The sequence below is a fragment of the Pelagimonas phthalicica genome, from assembly GCF_004364805.1.
Lineage (GTDB): Bacteria > Pseudomonadota > Alphaproteobacteria > Rhodobacterales > Rhodobacteraceae > Pelagimonas > Pelagimonas phthalicica.
Map to the genome: position 1 here is coordinate 1,993,594 of NZ_SOAP01000001.1, position 14,095 is coordinate 2,007,688.

The 14,095-nt window shown below is 58.1% G+C and carries 16 protein-coding genes; 14 read left to right on the top strand and 2 right to left on the bottom strand.

Going from position 1 to position 14,095, the window contains the following annotated elements; all coding sequences use genetic code 11:
• The first annotated feature begins 40 nt into the window (after positions 1-40).
• Genes CLV87_RS09665 through CLV87_RS09715 form a run of 11 tightly spaced genes read left to right on the top strand, consistent with a single transcriptional unit; the run spans position 41 to position 9,828 of the window.
• The gene (locus CLV87_RS09665; protein ID WP_133840742.1) at positions 41-772 is read left to right on the top strand and encodes a tetratricopeptide repeat protein; all 732 of its coding nucleotides are present in this window, start codon (positions 41-43) and stop codon (positions 770-772) included.
• Positions 772-1,929, top strand: a complete 1,158-nt coding sequence (locus CLV87_RS09670; RefSeq protein ID WP_099241578.1) for a beta-ketoacyl synthase N-terminal-like domain-containing protein — start codon at positions 772-774, stop codon at positions 1,927-1,929. The genes CLV87_RS09665 and CLV87_RS09670 overlap by 1 nt, the downstream gene beginning before the upstream one ends.
• Positions 1,926-2,870, top strand: a complete 945-nt coding sequence (locus CLV87_RS09675; protein ID WP_166652709.1) for an ACP S-malonyltransferase — start codon at positions 1,926-1,928, stop codon at positions 2,868-2,870. The genes CLV87_RS09670 and CLV87_RS09675 overlap by 4 nt, the downstream gene beginning before the upstream one ends.
• Positions 2,867-4,084, top strand: a complete 1,218-nt coding sequence (locus tag CLV87_RS09680; RefSeq protein ID WP_099241574.1) for a beta-ketoacyl-[acyl-carrier-protein] synthase family protein — start codon at positions 2,867-2,869, stop codon at positions 4,082-4,084. Before CLV87_RS09675 ends, CLV87_RS09680 begins: the two co-directional genes overlap by 4 nt.
• A 17-nt stretch (positions 4,085-4,101) precedes the next feature.
• On the top strand, positions 4,102-4,569 hold the full coding sequence (gene fabZ / locus CLV87_RS09685) for a 3-hydroxyacyl-ACP dehydratase FabZ (protein ID WP_099241573.1): 468 nt from the start codon (positions 4,102-4,104) through the stop codon (positions 4,567-4,569).
• 1 nt (position 4,570) lies between these two features.
• Positions 4,571-5,164: a hypothetical protein gene (locus CLV87_RS09690; RefSeq protein ID WP_099241571.1), complete on the top strand. Its 594-nt coding sequence runs from the start codon at positions 4,571-4,573 to the stop codon at positions 5,162-5,164.
• Between the two features lie 2 nt (positions 5,165-5,166).
• Positions 5,167-5,877, top strand: coding sequence for an ABC transporter ATP-binding protein (locus tag CLV87_RS09695; protein WP_099241569.1), 711 nt, complete (start codon positions 5,167-5,169; stop codon positions 5,875-5,877).
• On the top strand, positions 5,870-7,099 hold the full coding sequence (locus CLV87_RS09700; RefSeq protein WP_166652710.1) for an ABC transporter permease: 1,230 nt from the start codon (positions 5,870-5,872) through the stop codon (positions 7,097-7,099). Before CLV87_RS09695 ends, CLV87_RS09700 begins: the two co-directional genes overlap by 8 nt.
• Complete coding sequence (locus tag CLV87_RS09705; protein WP_099241565.1) at positions 7,093-7,803, top strand: outer membrane lipoprotein-sorting protein; 711 nt, start codon at positions 7,093-7,095, stop codon at positions 7,801-7,803. Before CLV87_RS09700 ends, CLV87_RS09705 begins: the two co-directional genes overlap by 7 nt.
• 49 nt (positions 7,804-7,852) lie before the next feature.
• Positions 7,853-9,103: a hypothetical protein gene (locus CLV87_RS09710; RefSeq protein WP_133840743.1), complete on the top strand. Its 1,251-nt coding sequence runs from the start codon at positions 7,853-7,855 to the stop codon at positions 9,101-9,103.
• A 2-nt stretch (positions 9,104-9,105) separates the two neighbouring features.
• Complete coding sequence (locus CLV87_RS09715) at positions 9,106-9,828, top strand: 4'-phosphopantetheinyl transferase family protein (RefSeq protein ID WP_099241561.1); 723 nt, start codon at positions 9,106-9,108, stop codon at positions 9,826-9,828.
• Between the two features lie 29 nt (positions 9,829-9,857).
• On the opposite strand, the gene CLV87_RS09720 is transcribed toward CLV87_RS09715, so the two are convergent.
• Complete coding sequence (locus CLV87_RS09720; protein WP_166652711.1) at positions 9,858-10,562, bottom strand: helix-turn-helix transcriptional regulator; 705 nt, start codon at positions 10,560-10,562, stop codon at positions 9,858-9,860.
• Positions 10,563-10,832: 270 nt separating this feature from the next.
• Between CLV87_RS09720 and CLV87_RS09725 the strand changes: the two genes are divergently transcribed.
• Both CLV87_RS09725 and CLV87_RS09730 read left to right on the top strand, forming a co-directional pair.
• Positions 10,833-11,462: an acyl-homoserine-lactone synthase gene (locus tag CLV87_RS09725; RefSeq protein WP_208293331.1), complete on the top strand. Its 630-nt coding sequence runs from the start codon at positions 10,833-10,835 to the stop codon at positions 11,460-11,462.
• A gap of 22 nt (positions 11,463-11,484) precedes the next feature.
• On the top strand, positions 11,485-12,000 hold the full coding sequence (locus CLV87_RS09730) for a hypothetical protein (protein ID WP_099241557.1): 516 nt from the start codon (positions 11,485-11,487) through the stop codon (positions 11,998-12,000).
• Between the two features lie 96 nt (positions 12,001-12,096).
• Here CLV87_RS09730 and CLV87_RS09735 read toward each other — a convergent pair whose 3' ends face one another.
• The gene (locus CLV87_RS09735; RefSeq protein ID WP_099244524.1) at positions 12,097-13,041 is read right to left on the bottom strand and encodes a PDR/VanB family oxidoreductase; all 945 of its coding nucleotides are present in this window, start codon (positions 13,039-13,041) and stop codon (positions 12,097-12,099) included.
• Here CLV87_RS09735 and CLV87_RS09740 point away from each other — a divergent pair.
• Complete coding sequence (locus CLV87_RS09740; RefSeq protein WP_306438007.1) at positions 13,040-14,071, top strand: LysR substrate-binding domain-containing protein; 1,032 nt, start codon at positions 13,040-13,042, stop codon at positions 14,069-14,071. The genes CLV87_RS09735 and CLV87_RS09740 overlap by 2 nt on opposite strands.
• Positions 14,072-14,095: the final 24 nt, after the last annotated feature.

The window sequence follows — 14,095 nt, forward strand, 5'->3', positions numbered from 1 at the left end:
AAATCCAACCAAACCCTGGACCATAGGACGCGTATTAAAGATGACTTCTCGTACCTGGATCAGCATGGGCGTTTTGGCGGTGGTCTATGGGCTGACCGTCACCGGATGCAGCCCGGTTGCGGATGCCGATGGCACCCCGATCATCAAGACCACCATGGTGGATCAACCCCGCCTAACTGAGGCCCGCGCGCTGTGGTCCGAAGAACATGGCGAGTTCGGCGACCCATATACAGCCGGAAAGGCCGCCTATGACATCGCGCAACTGACCCACGACCCCAAATGGGCCCGCGAAGCGATCAGCCAGTTGGAAGTGGCGCGCAGCGACATGCCAAACTTTCCATCGGCCACAGCCTATCTTGGTTCGGCGCATTCACTGATGGCACGCGATTTTCCAATGCAAGGCGCATGGCAGGCGCTGCCCGGACCCGGGTTTGTGCGTATCTATCATGTGGAGCGGGCCGAAGCTCTGCTGTCCGAGGCCGTCGCCATTGATCCGACCGATCCGGTTGCCCGGCTGATCCGGGCCGCGACGGTGATCAATATGCCCGCTGTGCTGGCGGATCATGATCTGGCTCTGGCCGATTTCTATCAATTGGCCAAGTGGGAAGCCAATCCCGACCTGAACCCGAAACACGCGGATGTTCTGCGCTCGGCCAAATGGCGCGGAGATTTCTATAGCGCCTATGCCGACGTGCTGACCGAGCAAGGCAAGACCGAGCAGGCCGCCACCTATCAACAAAAACTGACCGCTTTCCGGAAGGAGTTCGGATAATGACGACGGATAACAGAATTGCCATTACCGGGCTTGGCCTTGTTGGCCCTTGGGGGACCGGTTTGGACGGTCTATGGGACGCGCAGACAGATGGGGATGCCGATTTCACCCCCTGTTCGCGCTACGATAACGGCCTTCCGGCTGCTGAGGCGCAAAAGCTTGATCTGCGTCGCATGTTGAAATCGGGGCAACTGTCCCGCGCGCCGCTGGTGTCGCAATATGCTGTTGCGGCCACGCATCTCGCAGTGACGCAGGCCAATATGCTGCCCGAACGTGGTTCGAAGAATGGCGGTGTCGGGATTGTGTTCGGCACCTCGAACGGGCCCGGTGCGGCGACCCAGCAAATCTATGACGACTTGATCGACACCGGCCCCACTGGCGTCAAACCACGGGTCTTTCAGGAAAGCGTGTTCAACGCGCCGGCATCGCTGGTCAGCATCCATTTCGGCTTTGCCGGTCCTATTCAGGTGGTGCCCGCCGCTGGCTGTTCTGGCACGGCTGTCCTGTATCAGGCGCAGATGATGCTGGCACAGCCGGGGATCGAAGCGGTGATTGCTTTGTGTTCCGACGAAATGTGCGACGCGATCCAGAAAGGTCTGCGCGATCTGAAATGGCACGCGGATTATGACGGGCAGGGTAGCCTTACCGACGGCGCCGTTGCGGGTGAGGGCGCCGTGGCGATGATCCTTGAGCGCGCCAGCCATGCCGAGGCGCGCGGAGCAGAGGTTTTGGCAGAGTTGGCCGGTGTTGGCCTGGCCAATGATGCCGCCGCGCTGGGCCGCCCGGCCAAGGATGGTCGTGGTCTTGTCGCTGCGATGGAAACCGCGCTGGAAGATGCGCAGGCACAGGCCGACACGGTCGACATGATCCTAACCGGCTCTGCCGCGACCAAGATCGAAGACCAGTTGGAAAGCGCTGCCATCACAACGGTTTTTGGCGCGCAAAGCCCGGCACAGGGCAGCTCCAAACGCTCCACCGGCTTTGCCATGGGCACCGCCGCTTTGGTGGAAATCGCGCTGGCTGTGGCCGCGATCAACCGCAATGCCACCCCGGCTTCGGTCGCCGGGGACACCCCCAAGATCGACGCCGTTTTATGCAATGCCATCGGCCTCAACGGTCAGTTTGGCGCAACTCTGATCAAAGGAGCAGCCGCATGACCCAGACAGGTTGGATTTTCCCGGGCCAAGGGGCTCAATCGGCGCGAATGGCCGCCAAGTTCATCGGTCGCGGAACCTTTGAAACCGTGTTGGACACGATCGAAGACATCTCGGGCAAACCCGTTCGCGACTTCACCACCAAAATGGCTGATCCGGATCTCAAACGTACCGACCGGGCGCAATTGGCGATCTTTGCCATGTCCAGCGCCATCGCAGCCTGTTTGCGCGAAGAGGGGCTAAGCCCAGCATTTGTTGCAGGCCATTCGCTGGGGCATTTTTCCGCGCTGGCCGCGTCGGGTGCGCTGTCACTCGAAGATGCCACGCAGCTGGTGGTCGAGCGCGGGCAGCTGATGCTGTTTTCCGGCGAACGTGTCGCCGGCGGTATGGGGGTCGTCCAGGGGCTGAGCGCAGATGCCGTGTCGGAAACCCTGAAAGAGGCCAAGCTAAAGATCTGGCCCGCTAACCTGAACCTGCCCGAGCAAATTGTGGTTTCCGGAGCGGTCGAAGATCTCGACCCGGCGCGCGCCGTGTTGACGGCCAAAGGTGGCAAATGGGTGCCTCTTAACGTGTCCGGTGCCTTTCATTCCCCGCTTTTGGCGAATGAAGCGCGCGCCTTTGCGGATCGCATCAAGGAAACCGCATTTTCCACCCCGATTTGTCCGGTTCTGTCCAACAAAGACGGATCACCTATGCGCTCGGGGCGCGACATCCAGGATGATCTGCTGACCCATATGACGGGTCAGGTGAACTGGACTGCGGTGATGTCGCGGATTGCCGACCAAGCCCCCGACAGCCTGATCGAGGTCGGCCCGGGCAAGGTGCTGACTGGCTTGATGCTGAGGTTCAACCCCGCCCTGAAACCTGCCAGCACCGGCGTTCCTGCGCTGATGGATCGCGCCATCACCGCCCACACTCCCCAAATGCAAGAGGTCGCAGCATGATCCCGCATATGTCCAATCGCGGCGCCGTTGTCACCGGATGCGGTGTCATCAACGCCATTGCCACAGATTTCGACGGGTTTGGCAGCGCTATGGCCCAGGCCCAAAGCGGGTTGGGCGATATCAACAGCTTTCCCGCTGATGGATTGCGTAATCCGCGCGCCTGTGAAGCCAGCGGTTTTGACGCCGAGGCCATCCGCATCAAGCGGGGCGACAAGCGTATGGATCGTAGCTCGGCCCTGACGCTGGCCGCTTTTGATCAGGCGATGGAGATGGCGCAGCTCGACCCCGCCACCGTCAATCCACGGCGCGGCGCGGTTCTGTCCGGCTCCACCCTTGGCGGCGCGCGCACCGGGATGGGCTACTATCGCGGTCAGCGGGCTGGCAAACGCCGCCCTAGCACGCTGCGGGACTATTCACTGCACTCACCGGGTTATCGTTTGTGCATCGAAACCGGGTTCATGGGCCCCAATCTGGTGTATTCGACCGCTTGTACCTCGTCCAATCTGGCTCTGGCTACGGCACAGGATCTGATCCGCGCGGGCAAGGCTGATGTTGTGCTGGTCGCCGGGTTTGACCCGATGTCCGAAGTCTCTGCCGCTGGGTTCTCGGTGATGCGCAATGTGTCGCCCGAGCTGTGCCGCCCCTTTGACAAGGATCGTCAGGGGCTGGTTCTGGGCGAAGGCAGCGCGCTGATGATTGTCGAGGCCGAGGATTTCGCCGCCAAACGAGGGGCTCCGGTCATGGCCAAGCTGCGCGGTTACGGGCTGTCATCAGATGCCCATCACATGACCGCGCCGGATGTTACCGCGCAGGGGCCAATGGCCGCCATGCGCAAGGCGCTGGAAATGGGTGGGGCCGATGCAGCGCAGGTGGATTTCATCTGCGCCCATGGCACCGGCACCCTGCATAATGACGCGATCGAGGCCAAGGCCCTGCATGGCGTCTTGGGTGAACGCGCCGCTGAAGTGCCCGCGGCCTCGATCAAATCCATGGTCGGGCACACGTTGGGCGCGGCAGGCACCATGAACGCGGTCGCGGCCATGGCGGCCCGGGCCAAGAACATCATCCCGCCCACCGTGAATTTCCGCGAAGCCGAAGCCAATAACCCGCTGTCCTGCGCGCCAGAGGCCCGCACTGGTCAGCCCTCATTGGTTTTGTCCAACACGCTCGGATTTGGCGGCTCTAACTGCTCGGTTCTGATGGAACTGGCCTGACACAAGGACTTGATGACATGAAAGACATGGCAACCACCTCCTATGACATTCAGGCCATCATGGCCCGTCTGCCGCACCGCTACCCGTTCCTGATGATCGACAAGATCGATGAGAACGGGCCGGGCTATGCAGTGGCGATCAAGAATGTCTCGATCAATGAGCCCTACTTTCAGGGCCATTTCCCCGATTACCCGATCATGCCCGGCGCACTGATCACCGAAGCGGCGCTCCAGGCCTCGGCCTTTATGGGACCAACCGGTGACGAAACCGGCGATGCACCGGATGCGTCGACCACCCGGTTCTTTTGTGTCGGCTTCAACATGAAGTTTTCCGGCACCGTGCAACCGGGTGATCAGCTGCGCATCGAGGTGCGCCTGGTCAAACGTATGGGCCAGATGACCAAGGTCAAAGCCCGCATTTCCACTGAGAATGGCCAAGTCGCCTCTGGCGACATGAACCTGGCCACAGCCCCCAAGGAAGACTGATATGAGCAAGATTAGCACATTTTCCCGCGCGCTTTGCCTCGCCTCCTTTGCCGCCTACGGGCCGGTGGTGGCTATGGCAGTGCTCCCGGCCACTCCGGTCATTGCGGCGCAGACCGCATTGGAAAGCGCGATTGCCCTGCATGATGCGGGCCGCGCCGGGGATAAGGCGGCCACTGAACAGGCGGTTGAAGCGTTCCTTGATCTGATGAAGGCCGAGCCAGGCAATGCCATGGCGGTCGCCTATCTGGGCTCGAGCTATGCTATTACGGCGCGCGACAGCCGGTCTGTAACTGACAAGGTGCGCTTTACCAATCGTGGGCTGCGCTTTTTGGATCAGGCCGTCAACATGGCCCCGGATGACTTTACCGTGCGGCTGATCCGCGCCAGCGTTGCCGGAAATCTGCCTGCCATGTTTGGTCGCAGCGAGACTGCGATTGAGGATGGGCTGGCGCTGGACAAGATCTTTAGCGCTGCGCAAGCCCCGAGCATGGCCTCGCATATGGTCGGCATTTATGACATGCTGGCTGATCAGGCCGCGGATCAGGGCGATTGGGTTGGCAAAGCTGCCGCTGCGCGCAAATTGGCGGGGTCTTGATCATGGGTCAGATCTCGCTCAGATCGGTCTGCCGCACCTATGCCAGCGAAGCCTTTTCGCTGACGGTGCTGGATCAGGCCGATCTGGAAATCCCTGACAGCGCCTTTGCTGTGATTTGCGGCCCGTCCGGGTCGGGCAAATCCACGCTGTTGAACATGATCGGTGCGCTGGATCGCCCCGATGGCGGCACGATCACCATAGCGGGCACAGATATTGCCACGCTGAATGAAAAGCAGCTGGCAAAGTTCCGCAATGAAACCATTGGCTTTGTTTTCCAAAGCTTTCACCTGTTGCCGGTTCTGACAGCGGCGGAAAACGTCGCCTGGCCGCTCTATTTCCAAGGGGTGAAACGGCGCGAGCGTATGGAGATTGCGCGCGAAAAGTTGGCTTTGGTCGGCCTTTCTGACCATGCCAACAAACTGCCGGGCAAATTGTCTGGCGGTCAGCGTCAGCGCGTCGCCATTGCCCGTGCGCTGGTCTGCAACCCGCGCATTATTCTTGCCGACGAACCTACCGCCAATCTGGACCGCAAAACAGCCCAAGGGGTGCTGGACCTGATGAGCGATCTGAACGCTCATCACGGGGTCAGCTTTCTCTGCGCCACGCATGACAATCTGGTGGTCGAACATGCGCGCCAAATCATCTCCCTGAGCGAAGGCAAGTTGCACATGCAGGTGGTTCCAACCCTGAATGAGGTGGCCCGACATGCTTGATCTGTTCTACATCGCGGCGTTGAACATCTTTCGTAATGCCCGCCGCTCAACCATCACCATTCTCTCCATCGCAGTGGGTTGCTGTGCGCTGACCTGCTTTGGTGCCTTTATCAACTTTACCTTTGAGGGTCTGCGCGAAACCACCATCCGGACTCAGCTGGGTCATATGCAGATCTATGCCGAGGGTTATTGGGAGAAACACGTTTCCGATCCGGCCTCGGTCATGATCCACGAAGTCGATGCCTTGGAACAGGCTTTGGAAGGCATAGAGGGTGTTTCAACCGTCACCCATCGTGTCAGTTTCTCAGGGATTGGCACAACTGGGCAGGCCTCGGTCAACATGTCGGTCACGGGTGTCGACCCGCTGCGTGAAATGGATTTTGCTGATTTCGAGATCGTCGTCAAAGGGCGCAATCTGCTGCCCGGTGATACGCAGGTCGGTGTGATTGGCGATGAATTGGCCAAAGGGCTGGGGGCCGAGATCGGCGATTGGGTCACTGTGATGACGACCTCACTGGACGGCATGTTGAACGCGGTTGATTTTGAGATCGTGGGCATCGTGCGCACCGGATCGACCGAATATGACAGTGTCTTTGCCAAGGTACCCAGCGATCTGGTGCAAACCGTCATGGATACCACAGCCGTGGAACGGGTCGTGGTGATGCTTGACAACACCGCTGATCTGCCGGCTCTGCGCCCAGAGATCGAGGCCACGATTGCTGCGCTGCCCGAAGCCTATGAAACCCGCCAATGGGACGAGTTGGCTGGGTTCTACGAGGCGGTGGTGTCGCTCTATAACGGGCTGTTTCGCATCTTTTCCGGCATCGTTGCGGTGGTTGTGATGTTCTCGGTCGCGAACACCATGACTATGGCGGTCTTTGAACGCATGGGCGAAAGCGGCGCGCTGCGCGCCATCGGGGCCACCCAAGGCACCACCATGCAGATGTTCCTCAACGAGGGTCTTTTCATCGGGCTGCTGGGCGGCACGGTTGGGGTGATCCTGTCACTGCTCATTTCCTGGGGGATCGAGATGATCGGAGGCATTCCAATGCCGCCTCCACCCTCCATGTCGCAAGGCTATCAGGCCTTCTTCCTCATGACACCCGCCGTGCTGGCAAAAGGCTTTGTCGTCTCGGTCGCCGCTGCGCTGGTGTCTTCCATTTACCCTGCCTGGGCTGCGTCCCGTGTCAATATTGTAGAGGCTTTGCAAAAACCATGCTGAAATCCATCATCAAACCCGCCCTCATCGCTCTTTCCATGTCTGTTGCCGCCGCTGGTGCCTGGGCTGCAGATGGGGCCGCCCTGCTGCGCAAAGTGGACGATATCCGCGCACCCGGAGCGAACTTCACCTTTGACCTGACACTGAATTCCGGTGGCAAGACTGAACAGCTGGAAGTGTCGGTTCAAAACTCCACAAAGGGGCTTGTGCGCTACACCAAGCCGACCAAAATGGCTGGTCGCTCTATTCTGTTTGTCGACAAGAACATGTGGGTCTTTGTTCCCGGAACCCGCCGCGCCCTGCGCATTTCACCGCAACAGCGCGTGCTGGGCGGTGTGTCCTCTGCCGACGTCGCGCGCACGGTTTATTCCAGCGATTACAAGGTTGTCAGCACATCCGGCAGCGGCAATGCCATCGTGTTGCAACTGGCCCCCAAGACCAAATCCGCAGCCTATGCCCGGATTGATCTGACAGTGGCCAGCTCCGGCGCGCCCAAACAGGCGGTATTTTATGCGGGCGGTGGTCGCAAACTGAAGACGATGCATTTTGGTGGCTACAAGTCGGTTTTGGGGGCCAGCCGCCCCACCCAGCTCAAGGTGGTTGATCACCTCGAAGGCGGCAAGGTGACCACCATGACCTATAGCAGCTTCAAAAAGGCCAAGACCCCGGCCGCCTGGTATCAGCCCAACAACCTGAACCGCCTGTAACCCAACGCCAAACAACCCCGCCCCAAAGACCCAATTTCGGAGAGTAGACATGACGATGTTTCGACAGTCAGCAACAGCTTTGACGGTAAGTCTGGCCTTGCTTGCCACGGGCCCAGCCTGGGCTACGGATCTCGAATTTGATCTGACGGGGCGGGTCAGCCTGTATGGCAAACGCGCAAGTTTGGCCGCAACAGACCTTGTGCCAGATCCCGATGCCTCGGGCTATCAGGATGCGCTGGCCGGGATGTCAGGTGTGATGGGCGCAAAGCTGAGCTATGGGCGTTTAAGCCTGGCCGCGCAGTTTCGCGCCGAGGCACGTGACGGACAAGTCGAGACTTTCACGGATGAAGCTTTTGCCGAGTTGCTTTTGGGTGAATCACTGTTCGTTTTCGGGGGGCGTCGCATTTTGTCATACGGGCAGGCCTATGGGCTGAACCCGGCAGACGTTCTGCACGATCCCCTGTCGGAAAACAGGATTTTCCCCTCTGGTCAGGCCCGAAGCGACGTGGAAGGAACCGAGATGATCGGTGCGGATCTGTTGTTTGACAACGGATCCAGCCTGTCCCTGATTTACGCCCCGGATAGCGAAGACCCGCGGCTGGGCATCGAAGAAGACTTTGCCATGTTGCGCTTTTCCGGCCTGATGGCGGGCGGGGCGGGCGATTATTCTGTGGCATTGATAGACGGAAATCGGCCCGGTGCGGCACTGTCGTTCAGCTGGGGAATTGGCGATGCATCGGTCATCTATATGGATGCCACGTTCCGTAAGGGGCGCGATAAACAGGCTATTTCGGGCACGTCGCCCCTGGGGCATTTGTTGTTGGACACGCGGGATACCGACAAGGTCCATCCATTTGTTACCTTGGGGTTTGGCTACACCTTTGAAAATGGCGTATCTTTGAATGCGGAATATACCCGTGACGCCGGCGGCTATTCGGACAGCGAATGGGACCGGATCGTCAGCGCGCTTGACACGATCACCCCAACCCAATCCGCCGTGCATGGCCAATCTTTGAACCAGCTCAACGGTTTGTTGAACCATTACACGCTGCGGCAGAATTACGGATTTCTGCGGGTCAGCCATGACTCCCTTTTTGGCAAACCTGTTAGCGGCGAATTGACGGTTCTGCACGGATTGGATGACGGCTCTGGCAGTTTGGGGCTGCGCTTGGAAATGCCATTGGGTGAACAAGCGACGCTCGGCCTGTCGGCCACACATAAATATGGCGGGGAGAACAGCGAGTTCACCCTGCGCCCCGAGGGTGATGCCCTTGCCATCTATACAACAATGAAGTTCTGATCATGACCCTGATTGCGACACCGACCGCCGGAACCAAAGTCCTTTCCATCCGCGAGCAGCAGCGCAAAAGGCTGAACTGGCCAGGCGGCCCAGCCCAGCTGCATATGCAGCGCTTGCTGTCGAATTACCGGCTGCCGTCTCATATGCTGGATCAATTGACCAAACGTGACAGGCAAAGGCTCGAGCGGTCTCCGCGGCCAGACAAAACCCACCGGGCCCTGGCCGCGCGGGTCGAGTTGCGCCGGATGCTGGGGGCGGTTCTGGATATGCCTGGGCCTGAGATCGAGCTGGTCAATGACAGCGAAGGGCGGCCCGGTCTGCATCCACGCTATGGCGTACCGCGCGACGCGTTGGATTTTTCCATCAGTTACGGGGCATTTGGCTTTGCGGTCTGCATTACCGCAGGGCGCCGCGTTGGGTTGGATATCGAACGCTTCAGCCCCAAACAGGCCGACAGTTTTGACAAGCTCTTTGGCAGCCGTCAGGCCCGCCGCGCGCAAACGCATTTCATTCCGCAAGAGCTTTGGACGCGTATGGAGGCCTATGGCAAAATGCAGGGCGAGGGGTTGGGATACGGTATGCAGAAACTGTTCAAGATCGCCATGGACCCAAGCGCAGCCCCCATTCCGTGCCACTTTCTAGACTTTCGCATGGGCGTTGGCGTCTCGGCATCCGTTTGCCTGAGCGGTCCAGAGGCCGGGCCACTAAGCTTGCGTCATGTCTAGGCCGGATGGCGACCACAGATGGGATAGGCTCAGATCAAACCCATCTGAGTCGCCTTGGTGACAGCCTGAGCAAGGGTCACGCTGTCCAGTTTGACCCGCGCCATCTTGAGATAAGAGCGCACCGTGTGTTCGGACAAGGAAAGGATGATAGCGATCTCGGAATAGGATTTCCCAAGGGACGTCCACTTCAGACATTCATATTCGCGCGGTGACAGATGTGGCACATCCCCTGCCTCGGCAAAGGCCTCAGAGACCCCTTTCATATGGAGATCATGCGCCAATAACTGCAATTGGCCACCTTTCACCGCGATAAAGTCACGAAAGGCTTCGTCATCGAGGTGAGAGTTGAGGGACAGGACGCTTCGCCGACCAATCTCATCCTCGTAGGGGATTGAATACCCGCTCTGTCCGATCTTGAAGTCTTTGGATTTGGACAGAAAATCAAGTTCCGGGCCTGCCAGATCCAGATCGGACCAGAGGAACGCCTTTTTGGCGACGGTGGCCGCCTTCAAGACGGGGTCACTCGCCACAAGGTTGTTCAGTAAATAGAAGGTGACCCATTCCGGCGGATAAGTGGTTCTGACAAAGGGGTTGTCCATCTGCGCGGACACGCTGTTCATCAGGTGGAATGTGACAAAGTCGATTTCGCAACAGCCCTGTAACACCGCTATCGCATCCGCCACGCTGTTAGACAGCAACAGGTCGTTCAGTACGCTCTCATAGTCAAATGGCATGGCACAGCCACTCCTTAACGAATCTCTCGGTACAGTTACCAAGTACATCCGACAGGATCATGACAAAAGATGCAATCTACAGGCGACTATTTTTTCAAATTTTTTGTTGCAGGCAACCCCCCCAATTGTGTGTGGCGAAGGTGGTACCATCAGGCGGGCGGATATTGGTAAAAGCAGCGCGACGGTAGGTTTTTCTCAAGCTGCAAGGGACTTGAGAAAATGTTCACTACCATCCAACCACATGAAGTTGCTAACAAAATCGAACTTGTTATGGAAGTGTTTAAGTTGCGCAAGAAAGTGTTCGCAGATCAACTCAACTGGGAGGTTCCAGTCAACGGCGATCTGGAAATCGATGCCTATGACGCTGAGAACGCCAGCTACTTCGTTTGGTGCAGCGATGACGGCAAGACACTTTATGGTTGTGTTCGCCTCATGACGACTGCCGGTCCGACCCTGTTGCATGATGTCTTTGGGCGCACCCATGAGTTCAGCGACGACCTGAAACAGCATGACGTATGGGAAGGCACACGGATGTGCGTGGACGAAGACGCCATTTCCCGCGACTTCCCGGATATGGATCCAGGGCGCGCCTTCTCGCTGCTCTTGTTGGGTCTGTGCGAGGTGGGGCTGTTCCACGGGATCAATCGTTTGGTGTCCAACTTTGAACCTTGCATGAGCCGTGTCTACCGCCGCGCTGGTCTGAAATACGACATGCACGGCAAGGCAGATGGCTATGGCAAGCGTCCTGTTTGCTGCGCCTCCTTCGCTGTGAACGAAACCGTGCTCGAAGAAATGCGCACCAAGCTTGGTGTGGATCTTCCCCTGTACCGAGCGCCAGCCACCGCAATCCGTTTGGTCTCGCCTGACAATTCGGGTGCCCCAATGCGCAATGCGGCCTGATTCAAGTTAAGTAAGAAGAAAAATGAAGCAAAGCTACAGAAACGCAATCGAGCAGGGCGGGGATTTGATCCCCGCCGCACTTGGCAAAGCGGAGCGGTTATTGGCCAAGTCGCCCGATGACCCCCGCGCCAAAGCCTATAAGGGCAGCCTACTGGTACTGATGGCACAAGGGTTGCACCCCCCCAAGCAACGAATCTACCGCAACAGCGGGCAGAGTTTGGTGACCGAAGCTCTTGAAAATGCGGATGCCAGCAAACCGTGGTTTTCAGAGCTTGTTTTTGTCGCCTCAATGTCGGTCCTGACTTTGGAGCTAGCGGACTCAACACAGGCCTTGTTGAAACAAAGGATCCAGGCCGCAATTGACAATCCCGGCTTCAACGACTTGTCGCCTTTTGAAAAGGTTGGTCTGCTCTGCGTTGCTGCGAAGATGATTGAAGCTGAAGATCCCTCAAACCAGAGCACCGCGTTCCTGACCAAAGCAAAGGAAACCGATCCTGCGCTATTGGAACAAGCCTTGAGTCGGCTCAGGCCGGTTTGAGCCTGTGTTCAACGGGCGACCTAGCCAAAGTTGGCCGAACTCATGGACGGGCGCTAATAATGAGCGCTGGCCTACGGGGCCTTGGCGCACATCTCTTCAAAGATCAAGGACAAGCCGCGCCGATTTTGCACGCGACACACAGGTGCACATGAAACTGTTTGTCGCTTGTTCTTCGGAGGACAAAATTCCGTCTCGGTGGTCGACCTCTCCATTGATGACATCCACTATGCATGACCCACACAGCCCCTCAGAGCATCCGAAATCGACCGAAATATCATTGGCTTGTAGCACACTGAGAATGCTGTCTTCCGGACCGACGTCATAGACTGCGCCGGTTGAACGAAGCTCGACTTCGAAACTCTCATTCTCGTCTTCCGATGCGTTTTCAACCGCGGCAAAACGTTCGAAATGCACCTGACCGCCTTTGAGCAACGAAGAGCCGTCAAGAACGGCGTTTAGCATTGGTTCGGGGCCGCAGGTATAGACGTCGCTGCCTTCGGGCAGGTCGCTCAGGACCGATTGCAGGTCAAACATGCCATCCCGGTCATCGCAATGCGGGTGATATTTGTCGCCCAGATCGAGTTGGTGAAATTCTTGGTCCATAGCGGCCAAATCCATGCTTCGCGCCAAATAATAGACCTGAAATGCGCGCCCCTCATCCCGCAAGGCGCGGGCCATTGCCACCAGGGGCGTGGCACCGATACCGCCTGCGATCAGGGTGACAAAGGTTTTGCCGGGTTTCAGGGCAAAGTGATTGCGTGGCCCGCCCAGTTGAACCTCGGCCCCAACCTCAAGCCCGTGCATGGCGCGCGATCCGCCACGGCCCTCATCCTCGCGTTTGACCGCGACATGCAGCACGCTTTGATCATCTGACCAATCCCACAGGGAATATTGGCGGGTCAAACCCTCGCCCAGATGCACATCGACATGCGCTCCGGGTTCCAACCCGTCGCATCGCCCGTTCAAAAGCGCGAAAGCAAAATCCGACGTGTCCGGGCTCAGCGCGGTTTTTGAGATCAAACGAGCGGGCATGGTTTGCATGGGAGCCCCCAATTTCTGGTGCAGGAATTTCAGAGAGGCAAACACCAGTTGCCCTTTGCGCGCAATTCGGAAAATACTCAAACAGAGTTTAGATGAACTCACCCGTGCAACCAAAAGGCAGCCCATGTCGCGACGTCACTACGATCTTCCGCCATTCACGACCTTAGCGGCATTCGAAGCCGCCGCGCGGCATCTGAGCTTTAAGAATGCGGCACAGGATCTATCGGTGACGCCCGGTGCGGTGAGCCATCAAATCAAAGCGCTGGAGGGAGAGCTGGGCACGCCTCTGTTTCGCCGCCAGCACCGTGGTGTTGAGCTGACACAAGAAGGCGAGGCGCTGTATGAAACCTTGGCAGCGAGTTTCGGGCAAATCTCGCGACAATTGGCGCGCATCCGTCAGGTTGGCGGCAGTGAGACTGTAACCGTCGGGTCCACCACTGCGGTCGCCGCGCTATGGTTGTCTCCGACGATCATTGATTTTTGGAGAGAATATCCCGAAATCAACGTCAATCAAGTGACCCAAGACACGCCTTTTATGTCCGTGCAAGGGTTTGATTTTATAATAAGTTACGGGCGTTTATCAAATCGGCCCGACACGCATACCCCGATCTACCGTGATGACCTTGTTCCAGTCGCTGCGCCCGAACTTGCTCACCAACTTGCCTCTTGCAGCTTAGATGACCTTGCAAACCAGCGGTTGATCCATCTCAAGGCGCACAACCCTTCTTGGACACAGTGGGAGGAATGGTTTCAGCGCCTTGATTTCAAAGGTACACTTGGTCAGGGGGCGAGCGTCACCAGCTATTCGGTCGCGCTGCAGATTGCCCGTAAAGGGGCAGGTGTCGCCCTTGGCTGGCGTCGCCTTGTGCAGCCTATGTTGGACAGTGGCAAGCTGGCAATCATAGAGCCGTTTTCAGTAACGGCCCCGCACCAATTCTATCTTGTTGGTCCACCTGATGAGGCTCTTTCGGAGAATGCCAAAGCGCTCAAACAGTGGCTGATGTCTGGGTTCGACAAGGTATCGATTTAGGCAGGCTCAACCCAGATTTAGAAT

Coding starts and splice junctions, on each gene's coding strand:
- CLV87_RS09665 (WP_133840742.1), top strand. CDS start 41: ATGACTTCTCGTACCTGGATCAGCATGGGCGTTTTGGCGGTGGTCTAT.
- CLV87_RS09670 (WP_099241578.1), top strand. CDS start 772: ATGACGACGGATAACAGAATTGCCATTACCGGGCTTGGCCTTGTTGGC.
- CLV87_RS09675 (WP_166652709.1), top strand. CDS start 1,926: ATGACCCAGACAGGTTGGATTTTCCCGGGCCAAGGGGCTCAATCGGCG.
- CLV87_RS09680 (WP_099241574.1), top strand. CDS start 2,867: ATGATCCCGCATATGTCCAATCGCGGCGCCGTTGTCACCGGATGCGGT.
- fabZ (WP_099241573.1), top strand. CDS start 4,102: ATGAAAGACATGGCAACCACCTCCTATGACATTCAGGCCATCATGGCC.
- CLV87_RS09690 (WP_099241571.1), top strand. CDS start 4,571: ATGAGCAAGATTAGCACATTTTCCCGCGCGCTTTGCCTCGCCTCCTTT.
- CLV87_RS09695 (WP_099241569.1), top strand. CDS start 5,167: ATGGGTCAGATCTCGCTCAGATCGGTCTGCCGCACCTATGCCAGCGAA.
- CLV87_RS09700 (WP_166652710.1), top strand. CDS start 5,870: ATGCTTGATCTGTTCTACATCGCGGCGTTGAACATCTTTCGTAATGCC.
- CLV87_RS09705 (WP_099241565.1), top strand. CDS start 7,093: ATGCTGAAATCCATCATCAAACCCGCCCTCATCGCTCTTTCCATGTCT.
- CLV87_RS09710 (WP_133840743.1), top strand. CDS start 7,853: ATGACGATGTTTCGACAGTCAGCAACAGCTTTGACGGTAAGTCTGGCC.
- CLV87_RS09715 (WP_099241561.1), top strand. CDS start 9,106: ATGACCCTGATTGCGACACCGACCGCCGGAACCAAAGTCCTTTCCATC.
- CLV87_RS09720 (WP_166652711.1), bottom strand. CDS start 10,562: ATGCCATTTGACTATGAGAGCGTACTGAACGACCTGTTGCTGTCTAAC.
- CLV87_RS09725 (WP_208293331.1), top strand. CDS start 10,833: ATGGAAGTGTTTAAGTTGCGCAAGAAAGTGTTCGCAGATCAACTCAAC.
- CLV87_RS09730 (WP_099241557.1), top strand. CDS start 11,485: ATGAAGCAAAGCTACAGAAACGCAATCGAGCAGGGCGGGGATTTGATC.
- CLV87_RS09740 (WP_306438007.1), top strand. CDS start 13,040: ATGGGAGCCCCCAATTTCTGGTGCAGGAATTTCAGAGAGGCAAACACC.
- CLV87_RS09735 (WP_099244524.1), bottom strand. CDS start 13,041: ATGCAAACCATGCCCGCTCGTTTGATCTCAAAAACCGCGCTGAGCCCG.